The 13,788-nt window shown below is 68.2% G+C and carries 11 protein-coding genes; 4 read left to right on the top strand and 7 right to left on the bottom strand.

From position 1 onward, the window contains the following. Window positions 1-37 precede the first annotated feature (37 nt). Window positions 38-499 carry a MarR family winged helix-turn-helix transcriptional regulator gene (locus BM417_RS37370; RefSeq protein ID WP_093604305.1) on the top strand — a complete coding sequence of 154 codons (462 nt, stop codon included), beginning with the start codon at window positions 38-40 and terminating at the stop codon, window positions 497-499. Here BM417_RS37370 and BM417_RS37365 read toward each other — a convergent pair. The 3 genes from BM417_RS37365 to BM417_RS37355 are packed head-to-tail and all read right to left on the bottom strand — an operon-like array spanning window position 486 to window position 5,673. Further along, window positions 486-2,864: a TIM-barrel domain-containing protein gene (locus tag BM417_RS37365; protein WP_093604303.1), complete on the bottom strand. Its 2,379-nt coding sequence runs from the start codon at window positions 2,862-2,864 to the stop codon at window positions 486-488. The two genes, BM417_RS37370 and BM417_RS37365, sit on opposite strands and share 14 nt — an antisense overlap. Continuing rightward, a complete protein-coding gene (locus tag BM417_RS37360) occupies window positions 2,861-4,237 on the bottom strand; it encodes a glycoside hydrolase family 28 protein (RefSeq protein ID WP_093604301.1) in 1,377 nt (458 codons plus the stop codon). Before BM417_RS37360 ends, BM417_RS37365 begins: the two co-directional genes overlap by 4 nt. 11 nt (window positions 4,238-4,248) lie before the next feature. Continuing rightward, window positions 4,249-5,673, bottom strand: a complete 1,425-nt coding sequence (locus BM417_RS37355) for a glycoside hydrolase family 28 protein (protein WP_177320818.1) — start codon at window positions 5,671-5,673, stop codon at window positions 4,249-4,251. Between the two features lie 139 nt (window positions 5,674-5,812). Between BM417_RS37355 and BM417_RS37350 the strand changes: the two genes are divergently transcribed. Then, window positions 5,813-6,787, top strand: coding sequence for a helix-turn-helix domain-containing protein (locus BM417_RS37350; protein ID WP_245822481.1), 975 nt, complete (start codon window positions 5,813-5,815; stop codon window positions 6,785-6,787). Here BM417_RS37350 and BM417_RS37345 read toward each other — a convergent pair. The 4 genes from BM417_RS37345 to BM417_RS37330 form a co-directional block, all read right to left on the bottom strand. Continuing rightward, the gene (locus BM417_RS37345) at window positions 6,772-10,488 is read right to left on the bottom strand and encodes a S8 family peptidase (RefSeq protein ID WP_245822479.1); all 3,717 of its coding nucleotides are present in this window, start codon (window positions 10,486-10,488) and stop codon (window positions 6,772-6,774) included. The two genes, BM417_RS37350 and BM417_RS37345, sit on opposite strands and share 16 nt — an antisense overlap. A 168-nt stretch (window positions 10,489-10,656) precedes the next feature. Beyond that, entirely contained in the window at window positions 10,657-11,292 is a 636-nt protein-coding gene (locus tag BM417_RS37340; RefSeq protein ID WP_093604295.1) for a hypothetical protein, read from the bottom strand. 137 nt (window positions 11,293-11,429) lie between these two features. Further along, on the bottom strand, window positions 11,430-11,879 hold the full coding sequence (locus tag BM417_RS48215) for a lamin tail domain-containing protein (RefSeq protein WP_177320817.1): 450 nt from the start codon (window positions 11,877-11,879) through the stop codon (window positions 11,430-11,432). Between the two features lie 229 nt (window positions 11,880-12,108). Then, window positions 12,109-12,417 carry a helix-turn-helix transcriptional regulator gene (locus BM417_RS37330; RefSeq protein ID WP_245822478.1) on the bottom strand — a complete coding sequence of 103 codons (309 nt, stop codon included), beginning with the start codon at window positions 12,415-12,417 and terminating at the stop codon, window positions 12,109-12,111. A 254-nt stretch (window positions 12,418-12,671) separates the two neighbouring features. Between BM417_RS37330 and BM417_RS37325 the strand changes: the two genes are divergently transcribed. Together BM417_RS37325 and BM417_RS37320 are read left to right on the top strand one after the other, a co-directional pair. Then, a complete protein-coding gene (locus tag BM417_RS37325) occupies window positions 12,672-13,082 on the top strand; it encodes a nuclear transport factor 2 family protein (protein WP_093604291.1) in 411 nt (136 codons plus the stop codon). Continuing rightward, window positions 13,079-13,696: a ScbR family autoregulator-binding transcription factor gene (locus tag BM417_RS37320; protein ID WP_093604289.1), complete on the top strand. Its 618-nt coding sequence runs from the start codon at window positions 13,079-13,081 to the stop codon at window positions 13,694-13,696. The genes BM417_RS37325 and BM417_RS37320 overlap by 4 nt, the downstream gene beginning before the upstream one ends. The last annotated feature ends 92 nt before the right edge of the window (window positions 13,697-13,788 follow it).

Raw genomic sequence — 13,788 nt, 5'->3', positions numbered from 1 at the left:
GCAAGCATATACCTAAGTTAGGTAAGTAAGGTGTGAGATGAGCGAGGCCCTGGACCCTGCGGCACTGCTGCCGCGCCTGATGCAGCTGGGCACCGTGCTCAACCGCAGCCAGCTGGTCGAGCGGGGGATGGAGCACGTCGGCATCCCGCTGGACCGCCCCGGCCTGACCGTGCTCATCACCCTCCGGATGGCCGGTCAGCCGTTGCGGGTGGGGGAGATCGCCGCACGGATGCAGGTCGTCGGCCCGCACGTCACGAGGCACCTGCACGACCTGGAGCGCGCCGACCTGGTCCGTCGCGTCGTCGACCCGGACGACCAGCGTGCACGCCTGGTGGAGCTGACGGACACGGGTGAGGCGGCGGCCGGGCGCTACCTGGAGGCCGTCCTCGGCTGGTTCACCGGCGCGGTCGCCGACTGGTCCGAGGAGGACCAGCGGACGCTCGGCCGGCTGCTCAGCCGGTTCGTGGACGACCTCCAGGCGCACCTCAGCCGAGAGTGAGCAGCACGGTGCTGGAGCCGTGTCGGGGCTGAAGCTTCAGCACCGTGCCACCGAACGTGCCAGGCGCCGAGGAGACAGTCGCCCAGCCCGCCGCTTTGCCGCGCAGGTCCTCGACGGTCGAGGAACCCACGGGTCGGCCGTCGATCACCACGCGCTTCACGTCCGCCGGCACCATCAGCTGCGACTCGCTCGGCGCGCCGCGCAGCGTCACGAGGACGTGCTTGCCGAACGAGTCGACCTGGAGGTTGCCGAACCGGCCGTCCGCCGTGGGCGACACCAGCCAGCCGGCGCGATCGCGCCGGTCCAGGTCGTTGACGTCCCACGCCTTCGACCAGACGTCCGGCGTGCGGAAGTTGAACGGCATGGCCGAAGAAGCCCGCAGGTACAGCGGGAACTCGTCCAAAGTGGACTCGCGCGTGATCGTCCTGCCGCCGGTGACCCGCTCCCCGGAGAACAGGTCGATCCACTCACCGCGGGGCAGCCAGACGTCGACCGGTGTCGGTTTCCCGGCCGCGCCGTCGGTTTCGGCGCGGTCGGCGGTCACCGGGGCCGCGAGCAGGTCGGGCCCGACCATGAACTGCTGGTCGGCCTTCCACGCGGCCTCCTCGCCGGGATGGCGGAACGCCATCGGCTGCGTGATCGGCGTGCCGTCCCGGGAAGCACGAACGGCCTGCGCGAACAGGTACGGGAACAGCTCGTAGTGCAGGACGGCCGCCCGTTTGAACCGCTCGAACGTCGCCGCGTCGTACACCCACGGCGTCGAGTTGCGGCCGGAGCTGCCGACCTGGAACACCGGCGTCACCGCGGACTGCTGCGCCCACCGCACGAACAGCGACTCCGACGGGCCGCCGCCGAGGTTGCGGTAGCCGCCGATGTCCGAACCGTGCACCGGATGGCCGGAGATCCACGAGTTGATGCCGCGCCGGTTCGTGAGCCGCAGCCCGTCGAAGCTCATGTCCGCGTCGGCCTGCCAGAACCCGTGCAGGAGTCCGGGCATTCCGTCGCCGCCCGCGCGGAACAACGTCGTGTAGTTGTCGCCGTGCACCTTCCGCAGCATCTTCACCACGGATTCCGCGTACAGCAACGGATACTCGTTGTGGATCAACGTGCCGGGGCCGCCGGCGAACGTCGTCTCCTCGAAGTTGTGCTCCTCGCCGCGATCGCCCTTGACGAAGTTCACACCCATCCGGAACACGGCTTCCAACCGAGCTTCGTAGTGGGCGCGTGCGACGGGGTTCGTGAGGTCGAGGTCCCACACGTTCGTGCGATCCGACTGGGCGAACGAACCCTCGGGATAGTCGTGCGGGCACGTCTTGCCGTCCGAGGCCTTGCTCAGGAACGGCGCCACCCACACGCCCATGTTCACGCCACGCGAACGCATCCAGTCGATCGTGCCCTGCGCGTCGGGGTACATCGTCCTGTCGAACTTCAACGCGCCGATGCACGCGTAGGTCGGTCGGGCGCCCTCCGGACCCTGCTCCCACGGGTTGTCGACCCACAGCGTGTCCAGCGGCACACCGCGCGCCTGGAACTGCGTGACGTCCTCGACGACCTCGTCGGAGTGGTTGTACTTGTCCCGCCACTTCGTCAGCGCGAACTGGCGGGCGGGCGGCAGCGTGGGCGTGCCGACCCGTTTGAAGTAGGCGCTGTTGACCTTCTGCGGTGAGCCCGCGTAGACCTCGTAGTCGAGCCGGGAGGTCTTGAAGCACAGCTGAATCCGGTCCGGCACGCCGAACGTCACCGGGCACGGCGCCGGCTTGTCGGCGCAGTGGTCGTCGGCCAGGGCACCGGGGAACGCCGTCCTGCCGATGGCGCGAGTGTCGGCGTAGACGCCGTAGCCCGCGCTGGACATGAAGAACGTCGAAGGGGCGCCGTTCTTGTTGCACTTGCCGAAGTTCGAGGCGCCGACGAACACGGCCTTGTTCAGCAGCACACGTCGTTGCAGGTCGACGAACATCGTGTGCGCGCCGCCGCCGAGGAAGTGCTCCTCCAACGAGCCGGTCAGGTTCGCCGACACCTGCGCCACGCCGGTCGGCGGCTCCAGCGTCCAGCCGACGCGAAGCCCCCGATCGGTCCGCGTCACGACCACGTTCGCCGTCCGTGCGGCCTCGGTGGTCGCCACGACGTACCGAACGCCGCCCGGAACCCGTTTCTGGGCAACGACCATCGTCAACGAGTGCTGCGTGCCGTCGGCGAGCCGGTAGAACGTCTCGCGTTGACCGGTCAGCGTGCGCCCGCCGTCCTGGAAATCCAGCGAGAACGGGGTGTTCACGGCCTTCCACGTCAGGCCCGAACCGGCCACGGCGATCGGCGCACTGGCCGAGAGCCCGGCCGCCACCAGGAGAAGTGCGAGCAGGTGCCTCATGCCGGCACCACCCCGTTGATCGTGGTGTTGCGGAACACCAGGCCGTCGGTGTGCTCGATCAGGTTCGGCGCGGTGATCGCGGTGAACGTCGAGTTGGTGATCCGGACGTTCCTGATGTGCTGTTGCGGGAAGCCGCGGAAGGTCGCCGCGACCCGGCCGCCGTCGATCCGCATCCGGTCGATCGTGAGGTTGTCGATCTGCGGGAAGAAGCCCTTCGTGCCGCCGTTCTGGTAGTACATCGACACGTACAGGATCTCGCGCTCGACGTTCTGCCCGAAGACGTTGCGCAGGTGGACGCCGTCGATCACGCCGCCGCGGTCCTGGTTGGTCTTGATGTAGAGGGCGTGCTTGATCGGATAGCGGCCGGGGAAGTCCGGCGCGTTGATCTCGCAGTCGCGGCAGAACACCTTCCGTACGCCACCAGACATCTCGCTGCCGATCGTGATCCCGCCCCAGCGGCCGGAGAACTTGCAGCGCTCCACCACGACGTGCGTGGACGGGATGCCGACCCGCCGTCCGTCGGCGTCGCGTCCGCACTTCACCACGACGCAGTCGTCGTTGGTGTTGAACTTCGAGTCGTGCACGTGCGCGTAGGACGACGAGTCGAGGTCGACGCCGTCACCCTGCGAGTTCGTGGAGTAGATCTCGATCCGGCGCACGGTGATGTTGCGCGAGAACACGAAGTGCAGCGACCACATCGCCGGGTTGCGGATCAGCACGTCCTCGACCAGCAGGTTCTGGCAGCGGAAGAACTGGATCATGTTCGGCCGCATGTTCTTCCCCGGCCCCATGATCCGCTGCTCGACCGGGACGCCGTCCTCGCCCCACTGCCGCAGCAACGCCGTGGAGCCCGCGCCCCAGCTCGCCCATTTGCCGCTCGGAGCGTCGCCGTCGATCGTGCCGTGCCCGGTGATGGCGATGTTCTTCTGCTCGAACGCGTAGATGAACGGCTGGTAGTTGTAGCAGAGCGTGCCCTCCCAGCGGGTGAGCACGAGCGGCAGGTAGTCCTCGGGGTCGGTGGAGAACTTGACGATGGCACTCTCGCGGACGTGGAGCTCCACATTGGACAGAAGGCGGATGCCGCCGGTGAGGAACGTGCCGGCGGGCACCACGACACGTCCGCCACCAGCGCGGTGGCATGCAGTGATCGCGCGCTGGAACGCCTCGGTGTTCTTGGTGAGGCCGTCACCCTTCGCGCCGAACGCGGTGACGTCGTAGTCCTTCCTGCGGAAACGCGGCGGGCAGACGCGCGCCAGGATCAACGGCACCTCGCGCCAGGGGTCCGCGGCCGCGCCGGCGATCCCCGTGGGGAGCAGGACACCGGCGGCGGTCAGGCCGGAGACACGTGCGAAATCACGACGTGACAAGGACACAGGGGTTCTCCTCAGACCTTCTTGCCGTTGATGGTCACGTTGGTGAACGTGGTGCCGTCCGCGTTCTTGACGCTGGGCTTCGCGGTGCTCACGTTCGTGAAGGTGCTGTTGGAGATCGCGACGTTCCTGATGTGCGACTCGCCGAGTCCGTCCAGGGTGACGGCGGTCTTCTTGACCCCGTTGACGGTGAAGCCGTCGGCGGTGATGTTCTGCACCTTGGGGTTCACGATCGGGCCGTAGCCGGGGCCGGTGAGGCTGTAGTTCAGCGTCACCATGATCGCCTCGCGGTCGACGTCGGTGGCCTTGATCCGCCGGGCGTGGATGTTCTCGACGGTGCCGCCGCGCCGCTTGTTCGTCTTGATGTACAGGACGTGGAACGGCTTGTACGACGAGCCCTTCTTCACCGTGCAGTCCTGGAAGAAGACGTTGCGCACACCGCCGGACATCTCGCTGCCGACCGTCAGAGCGCCCCAGCGGCCCTCGAACGAGCAGTTCTCGATGACGATGTTCTCGCTGGCCACGCCGACTCGGCGGCCGTCGATGTCGCGGCCGGCCTTGATCGCGATGCCGTCGTCGCCGCAGTCGAACCGGCACCCGGTGATGTGGACGTACTGCGAGGCCTCGGGATCGCAGCCGTCGACCATGCCGCCGCGGCTGTAGACGAAGATGTTCCGGATCGTCACGTTGCCGCACAGCACGGGATGCACGTTCCACATCGCGGAGTTGCGCAGCTGAACGCCCTCGACGAGGACGTTGCGGCACTCGTAGAGCGTGATCATGTTCGGCTTCAGGTAGTGGCCCATGCCGAACTTGCGGTCGGTCACCGGCCTGTTGTCGACAGCCCATTTCTGGAGCTGTTCCCAGTCGGGCTGCCGCTTGCCGTCGTAGTCGAACCACGGACCGGACGGGCCCTGGCCGTCGATCAGGCCAGGCCCGGTGATCGCGATGTTCTCGGCCTTGCGGGCGTAGATGAACGACGAGAAGTTCATGCACTCGATGCCCTGCCACCGGGTGTAGACCAGCGGGAAGTCCTTGGGATCGGTGGAGAACCGGATGGTGGCGCCTTCCGAGACGTGCAGGTTCACGTTGCTCAGCAAGGTGATCGCGCCGGTCAGGAAGGTGCCCTTGGGCACGACGACCTGGCCGCCGCCCGCCGCGGTGCAGGCCTCGACGGCCTTCCTGAACGCCTCGGTGTTCTTCGTCTTGCCGTCACCCTTGGCGCCGTACGCGGTGACGTCGAACCTGGCATCGGGGAACGTGGGCGGCACGATCTTCGCGAGGATCGCCGGCACCTGGTCCCACGGCGACTCGGCCATCGGTATCGCGGTGTGTTCCTGGGCCGAGGCGACCGGCGCCGACAGGAACGAGCCGGACAACATCGTGACACCCGCGGTGGCACCGGCGACTTTGAGGAAGTCGCGGCGGTTGGTCTCCATCGGCCGTCCTTTCGCACGCATGCGTTGGCACAACTGCGAGCGGCGGCGATGAGAAGGTTGTGAAAACCTTTTCAACCGATGTCTACACCCGTTTCCGGCCCCGCGTCAACGCCTGCCCGAAGTCGGCATACTGGCTTGCGTGCTCGGATTGCGTCCGACGGAACTCGCGGTCTACGAGGCGCTCGTGGACTCCTACCAGCTGGGGCTGGCGGAGCTGTGCCCTGCGGCAGGGCTGGCCGAGCGGGCGGTGCGGACCGCTCTCAGGTCGTTGACCGAGCTCGGCTTCGTCCACCAGATCGACGGGCTGCACACGGCCGTCGCCCCGGACGTCGCGCTGGCGGCGTACTTCCTGCGCCGCGAGGACGACCTGCGGCGGGAGCGGCTGCTGGCGGGCGCGTTGCAGGTCCGCTACGAACGAGCGGCGGGCGTGCGCGCTCCGGCAGACCTCGTCGAGGTGGTGCACGGGGCCGACGCGATCTCGCGGCGCGCGGACCAGGTGATGCGCACGGCCCGGCACGAGGTGCGGTTCGTGGACAAGCCGCCGTACGCCAAGGCGCCCACGTCGTTGCACCCGGTGGAGGAGGAGCTGCTGAACCGCGGCGTCCGGTTCCGGGGCATCTACGAGCGCCGGGCGTTGGAACTGCACGACCTGCGCGCGGACCTGGAGATGGGACTCTCGCTGGGGGAGGAGGCGCGGGTCGTCGCGGTCGCGCCGACGAAGATGATCCTCGCGGACTCCCACCTCGGGCTCATTCCGTTGTACAGCACCGAGACGACGCTGGAGAGCGCGGTGATCGTGCACCGGTCGGCGTTGCTCGACTCGCTCGGGGCGTTGTTCGCGAAGCTCTGGGCGGACGCCGTACCGCTGTCGCTGCCCGGCCAGCCGGCGAGCTCCGAGGTCTCGATCGCGGACGCGCGGCTGCTCGCGTTGCTGGCCACCGGGTTGCCGGACCGCAGCATCGCCAAGCAGCTCGGGCTGAGCTACCGGACCTACCAGCGGCGCCTGCACCGGCTGATGGACGAGTTGGGCGCGCAGACCCGTTTCCAGGCGGGTCTGCGCGCTGCGGCTCGAGGTGCTAGTTCCCTGCTGCCACCACCTCAGCCACCGGAGTGAGTCCGGAAGGCCTTCTGCATGATCTGCGTGACCGTGTTCCCGGAGCCGTCCCTGGCCTCCGTGCGCAGCGACACCTCGCCGCTGGGCTTGTCGACGGTGACCTGCCAGCGGTCACCGTCGGGCTGGACCTGTGCGGGCCGCCACGTCACGCCGTCGGTGGACCACAGCACCTTCACCACCGTCACGGGCGCGCTGCCCGAAGCGCTGACGTGGTAGACGAACGACTTGTTCGCCGGCGCGGAGTTCGTCAGGTCGAGCGGCAGGTCGTGACGCAGCTGGACGAGTGGCTGGAACTGGCAGCTGGTCGCCTGGGCGTGGCAGGAGTAGCCGCGCGGCGGCGGGTTGAGCGAACGGCGTGACTGGAACGTCCACGTCGTCTCGGTGCGCGGAGCGAGCGTGAACAGGACCGGGTTGACCGCCCCAGCGATGGCTCCCGGCGCGTGGGTCTCGATCGTCTCGAGGCGATAGGTGGCCTGCTCGGGCGACAGGGGGAAGGTCGGGTAGAACGCGAGCGGGTCCTGGTTCTGCCCGATCTCGCGGTCGCCCTGGAAGAGCCGGACCTTGGTCGTCGTGAAGAACTTGCTGTTCTGGTAGGGGTTTGTGTAGTGGCCGGGGTTGCCGTCGCTCCACTGCAGGGCGGGGACGAACGTGTCGCCGGTCCGGCAGTTCGAGCAGAGCTGGCGCCACGCGTCACCCGCGGCGGGATAGCGGGCGGGGTGGTCGGACTGGAGGTCGAGCGCGGTGCTGTGCATCGGGCCCGCGAACCACCTCTCGACGGCAGGGGCCTGGCCGGCGCGGAACACGTTCTCCTGGTACATCGCCATCGCCGCCCTGGCGCCCTTGGCATCCGTGCCGCTCAACGTGACCGAGCGCTTCCAGACGATCCGGTCGTCGCCGGGGCCGATGTACTCGTTCCACGCCACGGGCGGGGTGAACGTGGTGCCGCGCATGATCTGCGTCTGCCACAGCCCGGTCGGGAAGGGATACCACGTCTTCTGCACGGTGAGGCCGGGCTTGTCGGCGTGGTAGGAGGTCCTGCGCAGAACGAGCTTCGCCGGATCGACGGTGCTGCGGTGGCCGGCCGGGATGCCGTTGGCGTCGAGGTAGCTGAGGTTGAACACGGACTCCGGACCGGGCTTGATGCTCAGCTTGATCGCGGGTTGCGCCGCGAGGAACTCCCCGTCGGCGTTGCCGACGCTCAGCGACGGCAGCGCGGTGCTGACCTGCCCGGTGAGCGGAAGCGCGCCCTGCTGGTCCACATAGGACAGAAGAGCCTTCCTGCCTTCCTGGGCGGCGGTGGCCGCGGCCGCGTTGGCGGCCTTGACCATGGCCGCGGGGGTGTCCGGCTTGATCTTCACGACCTTGATGCCACCGGTCAGCTCGCCGGACCACTTCGCGGACAGCACCGCGATGTCGCCCTCGGCCTTGAGCGTGCGGCCGCCGGAGGTCAGCGTGACCGTGGCGGTCTGCAGCGTGACGTTGTCCTGCAACGAGATCGCGCCCTTCTTCGCGGCCGGGGCAGGTGTCGCGCGGACCTCCCACGGCGCGGAACCGAGCGCGGCCGAGGTCTCGGTGATCGAGGACAGGTTCTCCCCCTCGGCGGGCAGCACGCGGCGCATCGTGACGGTGCGGTCGCGTTGTTCGGCCGGACCTGGTGGCACGACCTCGATCGGCACGGTCCGCTGCGCGTCGAGCGAGACGTCCTGAGCGCCGGCGACGGTCAGCTCCGGTGCGGCCAGCGCGGACCAGCGGCGCACTCCCGCCGTGTTCTCGGTCGCCCAGCTCACCGCGGAGTAACGCCCGCTCGGCACGTTCGCGAGGCCCTCGCCGTTCACTACGTCGAAGACGTAGTTGACGGTGTCGTCGAACGGGTCGTTGAGGTCGTCCCCGCCGTTGGAGTCGTCGATCAGCTGACCGAAGGCCGGCGCGGGCGCCCTGCCCGCGGTGTCACGGACGTGCACCGACACCGGGAACGTCTGCGGTGCCTCGTAGACGCTGACCGGCGTGCGCAGGGTGATGCCGGCACCGGTGGCGGTGACGACACCGCCGTAGACGCCTGCCGGGCCCGCGTCGGGGTCGAGGGTGAGGGTGGCGGTGGCCTTGGCGTGGGCCGGGATGGTCAGGCGGGCGGTGCTGAGCTGGAACGCGGTCGTGGCCCTGCCGTCCCAGCCCTTCACCGACGCGGTGAGATCGAGGGTGAGCGCGGAGTCGGAGTCGTTGGTGTAGCCGAGTTCCCGGGTGAGCCTGTCGCCGGTTCCCTTCTCCTGGCGCCCGAAGCTCGCGGACGCCGTCGCCGTCGCCTTCTGCGTCACCGCGCGCGCCACGTCCAGGCGACCCGCGCCCTGCTCGTGCCACGGCATGCCCACGTCGGCGGCGCTGGTCACGAGCGCGTTCTTCAAGGTCTGCGCGGACCAGCCGGGATGCTGCTGAGCCAGCAGCGCGGCCGCGCCCGCGACGTGCGGCGTGGCCATCGAGGTGCCGGAGGCCGCGGTGTGGAGGTCGGAGACCGGGGCGCCCATCGACGTGCCGGCGGCACGCGCGGCCACCACTGCCACACCGGGCGCGTTGATCTCGGGCTTCACGTGCGCGTCGCCGATGCGCGGGCCGGTGCTGCTGAAGGGTGCGAGCTTGTTCTGCCGGTCGACCGCGCCGACCGTCAGCGCGGAGGCCGCGGCGCCGGGGGAGGCGACCGAACGTCCGGCCGGGCCGTTGTTTCCCGCCGCCACCACGAACAGCACACCCGTCTCCGCGGACAGTTGGTCGACCAGCGCGCTGAGATCGTCGGAGCCGTCCGTGACGTCGCCGCCGAGGCTGAGGTTGACGATCTTGGCGCCGGACCGGGCCGCCCACTCGATGCCCGCCATCACCTGCGAGGTGTCGCCCTCGCCGGCACCGTTGAACACCTTCGCGATCACCAGGTTCGCTGCCGGGGCGACACCGGTGTACTTCCCGCCGGTGCCCGCGATGGTCGAGGCGACGTGCGTGCCGTGGCCGTGCTGGTCGGTGACGTCGGGCTCGTCGGAGAAGTTCGCCGTCGCGGTGATCCTCGCCGCGACGTCGGGGTGGTGCGGGTCGATGCCGGTGTCGACGACGGCGACCGTGACGCCGGTGCCGTTCAGGCCGGCGGCCCACGCCGCCGGGGCGCCGATCTGCCTGGTGGTCTGGTCGAGCGTGACCTTGATCGGCCGGTCGTACTTCACCCGCACGCCGGATTTCACGCTCATGTCCAGGGAGCGCCAGAACTCCTGCGCCTTGGCCTTCTCGACGTGGATGCCGGACGCGTTGAGGCTGTTGATCCTCGTGTGCGCGCTCGCGCTGATCCCACCGGTCATGAGCACCGGGACGGTGGTCGTGCGGTCGTCGGACTGTCCGGTGCGGACGAGTTCGGTGACGTTGAAGAGAGTGCGTTCGACGGTGCCGGACGTGACGGCGCCGATCGCGTCGGAGGGGTAGACGTGCAGACCTTTGGCCGTCGTCATCGTGTGGAAGATCGGCGGCTCGCCTTCCCTGGGCGCGGCGTGGATCTGGGCGGACTTCCGTCCGTCCGAACGTTCGGTGTAGTCGACGACGTCACCGGTGATCAGCGTGATCCGGTGGGAGGTCTCGGATGTCCGGGCCGGTGGCGGCGAGGCGGCGCCGTGCGCCGGCGGTGCGACGAGCGTGGCCACGGCGATGGCTAGTGCCAAGACGTGTCGAATCACGGCGCCCTCCTTGTGATCAGTTCACAGCAGGATGAGGGGCCGGAATTCCCTGCGGAACAGCGGAAAGCGGCGGTTGGTCGCCTTTGGCGACTTCGCGCCACGCGAGGAAGCCCGGGCCGTCGTCCGACGACGGCCCGGGCTTCCTCGGTGCACCTGCGGAGTGGTCTCTTAGAAGGTGCGCTCCTGCAGCGAGAAGTCACGCTGGTTGTTGTTGGTGTCCTGGTTCAGGATGTTGCGGGTGTTCGAGCCGTTCAGCGCGGCGGTCTGCGCGGTTTCAGGAGAGGCGTTGACGCTCTCCTTGGGAGTGACCGCGCTCGCCGAGAACGCGACGCCGTCGATCTTGAAGGCGGTCGGGGCGTTGCTGCCGAAGATCGCGATGCCGCCGTACACCGGAACGCCCTCGACGCCCATGAAGTTCACCGGAAGGACGTGCGGCGTGTTCGTCGTACCGGAGAACTCGGCACCCGTCAGCACCAGCGTGGAGCCGACGTTGTTCTTGGGCGCCAGCACGATCTGCTGGCCGAGGGCGTCCACCAGCGGGATCGTCTGGATGACCTGGTTCTGCTGGTTGTAGATCTTCAACACCCAGTTGGTGAGGTCGAGTTGCTGGTCCGTGGTGTTGATGATCTCGATGGCCTCGTCGAGCGGCCCGTTCGGGCCCATCGTCGAAACTTCGTTGATGAGCACAGCCGGCACGGCCATGACCTCAGGAGCACCCGGCTCCTCGGCCGCGGTGGCCATACCCGCGAACGCGATCGTGCTCGCGATTGCGAGAGCCGTGGCTCCGCTCAGCAGTCGACGCATTGTTCCAGTCCTTTCGAGAAAATGAACTCGGGGTATTTCTCGGAGCGGCGTTCTGGTCTGGGAGAACGACCTGTCTTGCCGCTGGGACTGACCTTGCTCCGATTTACTGGTGATCGTAAGGGGCCATTCAAGACTGCCTAAAGATTGTTTTCTCCCGGAGTGGGAATGCGGCAGGTGAAGTCTGTCGAGTTGTGATCGGTGTCTCGTGAGGCGCTGTCGCGGCCGAGCGCCGAGCTCTGTCCAGAATTTGGACAGGGTGTCGCCGGGCCGTCTTCCCGGCAGGGAGAAGACGAGGTCAGGCCCACGCTGTCGGTGTGTGCGCCGTGCCGGTTTCGAGCGATAACACCGGAGCCGTCCACGGTGTGCACGACGATCCCGTTGGGCACCGTTCCGCTGAACGCGCTGCCGACTATCAGGAAGTATTCACCCGGAGGTAGCACGGTGCTCGGTGGGATGGTGGCAAGGATTCGTGGAGTGCTGCCGGCGCAGGCCTGGACCGACCATCCTCCGATGTCTGCCTCGGTGGAGCCGGTGTTGCGCAGTTCTACGAATCCGCTCGATCCGAGCGCGATCTCGTTCACTTTCACCGGGGAGACTCCCGGTGCGCCGCCGAACGCCGCCCCGGCGAGTAGCAGGTACGTTGCGACAGAGTTTCGTGAGGGTGTCACGTTCGCAGTCTGGCCCGGCCCGGTGGCCGTCACAGGGGGCCAAAGGCCTGCTCTGCCTGGGACTTGCGGGAAGACGGTGGCCGCGGGGGCCTGGCGGTGCACCGCTTCCCGGGCAAGGGCAGGTTCCCTTCGGCCTGCCCGCCCTCCGTTAGTCGGAGTCGTCTTCCGAGGTCGCCCTGCGTGTCTCACGTGCGATCGTCGCCGCCTTGTCGACCGCGGCGTGCGGCACGTCGAGCGCCGCGCTGAGGAAGGCGCGCCAGTAGGGGCCGGGAATGCGTTTGCCGCGTTCCCATCTTGAGACTTCTTCACGGGTGACGCTGTCGTTTTGTGAGATCTCGCACAACAGGTCCGCGAGTTCGCGCTGGGTGAGGCCCTGCTCCCGCCTCGCCTGCGGAATCAGCGCGGTAATGGGCGGCACATCCTGGTGCTCTTGGGCTGGTCGGGCTGCCTTGAGCACGGTTCTGCTCCGTTTCGGTGTGATGAGTGGGTGTGTCGACCACCATGCCGCAAAGTCTGGATCATGGGGCCCTGCAATGCGGTGATACCGGCGGTCGTTGAAAGTTCGCGTACCTCTGGAATGCGCCGATCGGATGTTCGGGTGAAAGTGAGCTGGGCCAACGGGGTGCGCGATCTCGCATTGTGGTGCTTTGGCTAGTGTGACTGCGCCAGGACCGTTGCGACAGCAATGACAGAGATGAGAAGGTGGAGAAAATGCTCTCGACGGTCGAAGTGGTGCAGGTGTTTCTCGCGCGGCTGGCCGCGCAGGACGCAGCGGGCATCGCGCGGTTGTGCGCACCGACCGTGGAATGGGAGGCGCCCGACCCCGGTGGCGCCCGGTGGACGACCGGCCAGCGCACCCGCCGGGAGGTCGAGTCACAGTTCCTCACCCTGTTCGCCACGTTCGGCCTGGAGCGGCTCTCGGCCCGCCAGGTGATCGTCGACGGAGGAGACGCGGCCGTGGTCGGTTCGGCACGCTGGCGGGTCCTGACCACGGCAGAGCGGGTGGACGTGCGGTTCGCCGCCGTGGTGTCCGTGCACCTGGGAGAGATCGAGCAGTACTGGCAGATGCCGGACACACTGGCCGCCGCCGTCGCCACAGGGGCCGCGCGGACCGAGGCATGAGCGTCAACCGCGAGAGATCGGTCCGCACGAGGGCCAAGCTGCTGCACGCCGCCGCGGAGGTGTTCGACCGCGACGGGTTCGCCGGATCCAGCCTCATCGCCGTGTGCGCGCGAGCGGACGTGTCGAAAGGTGCGCTGTATTGCCACTTCCGCTCCAAGGAAGCTCTCGGCGTCGCGATCATCGAGGAGCAGTCGCTGTTGTGGCACCGGCTGCGCGACGAGCAGCTCGCGATCGAGCAGTCGCCGATCCAGGCGCTGATCGCCATGTCGTTCGAGTTCATCCGCAGGCTGGACACCGACCTCACCGTGCGGGTCAGCGCGAAGCTGTTGCGGGAGGCGGTGTTCTTCGACGTCGTGGCCGCCGCGCAGGTCGTCGGCTGGGTCGCCGTGGTGCGGGAGCTGCTCTCGCTCGCGCGGGAACGAGGCGAACTGCGGCCGGAGGTGAACGTCCGGCACGCCGCCGAGCAGATCGTCGCGGAGCTGCTCGGGTTGCAGTTCGTGGCACAGGCCCTGAGCGGCGGCACCGATCTCCGGACGCGGCTCGCGCGGGTGTGGCGGGCGTCGTCTGGCTGTCTGGTGACAGCACCTGTCTACAAGACGTTGCGTTTCGAGTGACGGTCGTCTCGACCCAATCGAGACAGGAATGCCTGCTCGCGCCAGTGCCGTTGTGCTCCTCGTTCGTCAGGTTTCCTAACGAAGGAGCAAGT

The organism is Lentzea waywayandensis, assembly GCF_900115955.1.
In the GTDB taxonomy this organism is placed as follows: Bacteria; Actinomycetota; Actinomycetes; order Mycobacteriales; family Pseudonocardiaceae; genus Lentzea; species Lentzea waywayandensis.
This window is presented reverse-complemented; position numbering and strand designations above follow the sequence as displayed.

Coding starts and splice junctions, on each gene's coding strand:
- BM417_RS37370 (WP_093604305.1), top strand. CDS start 38: ATGAGCGAGGCCCTGGACCCTGCGGCACTGCTGCCGCGCCTGATGCAG.
- BM417_RS37365 (WP_093604303.1), bottom strand. CDS start 2,864: ATGAGGCACCTGCTCGCACTTCTCCTGGTGGCGGCCGGGCTCTCGGCC.
- BM417_RS37355 (WP_177320818.1), bottom strand. CDS start 5,673: ATGGAGACCAACCGCCGCGACTTCCTCAAAGTCGCCGGTGCCACCGCG.
- BM417_RS37340 (WP_093604295.1), bottom strand. CDS start 11,292: ATGCGTCGACTGCTGAGCGGAGCCACGGCTCTCGCAATCGCGAGCACG.
- BM417_RS37325 (WP_093604291.1), top strand. CDS start 12,672: ATGCTCTCGACGGTCGAAGTGGTGCAGGTGTTTCTCGCGCGGCTGGCC.
- BM417_RS37320 (WP_093604289.1), top strand. CDS start 13,079: ATGAGCGTCAACCGCGAGAGATCGGTCCGCACGAGGGCCAAGCTGCTG.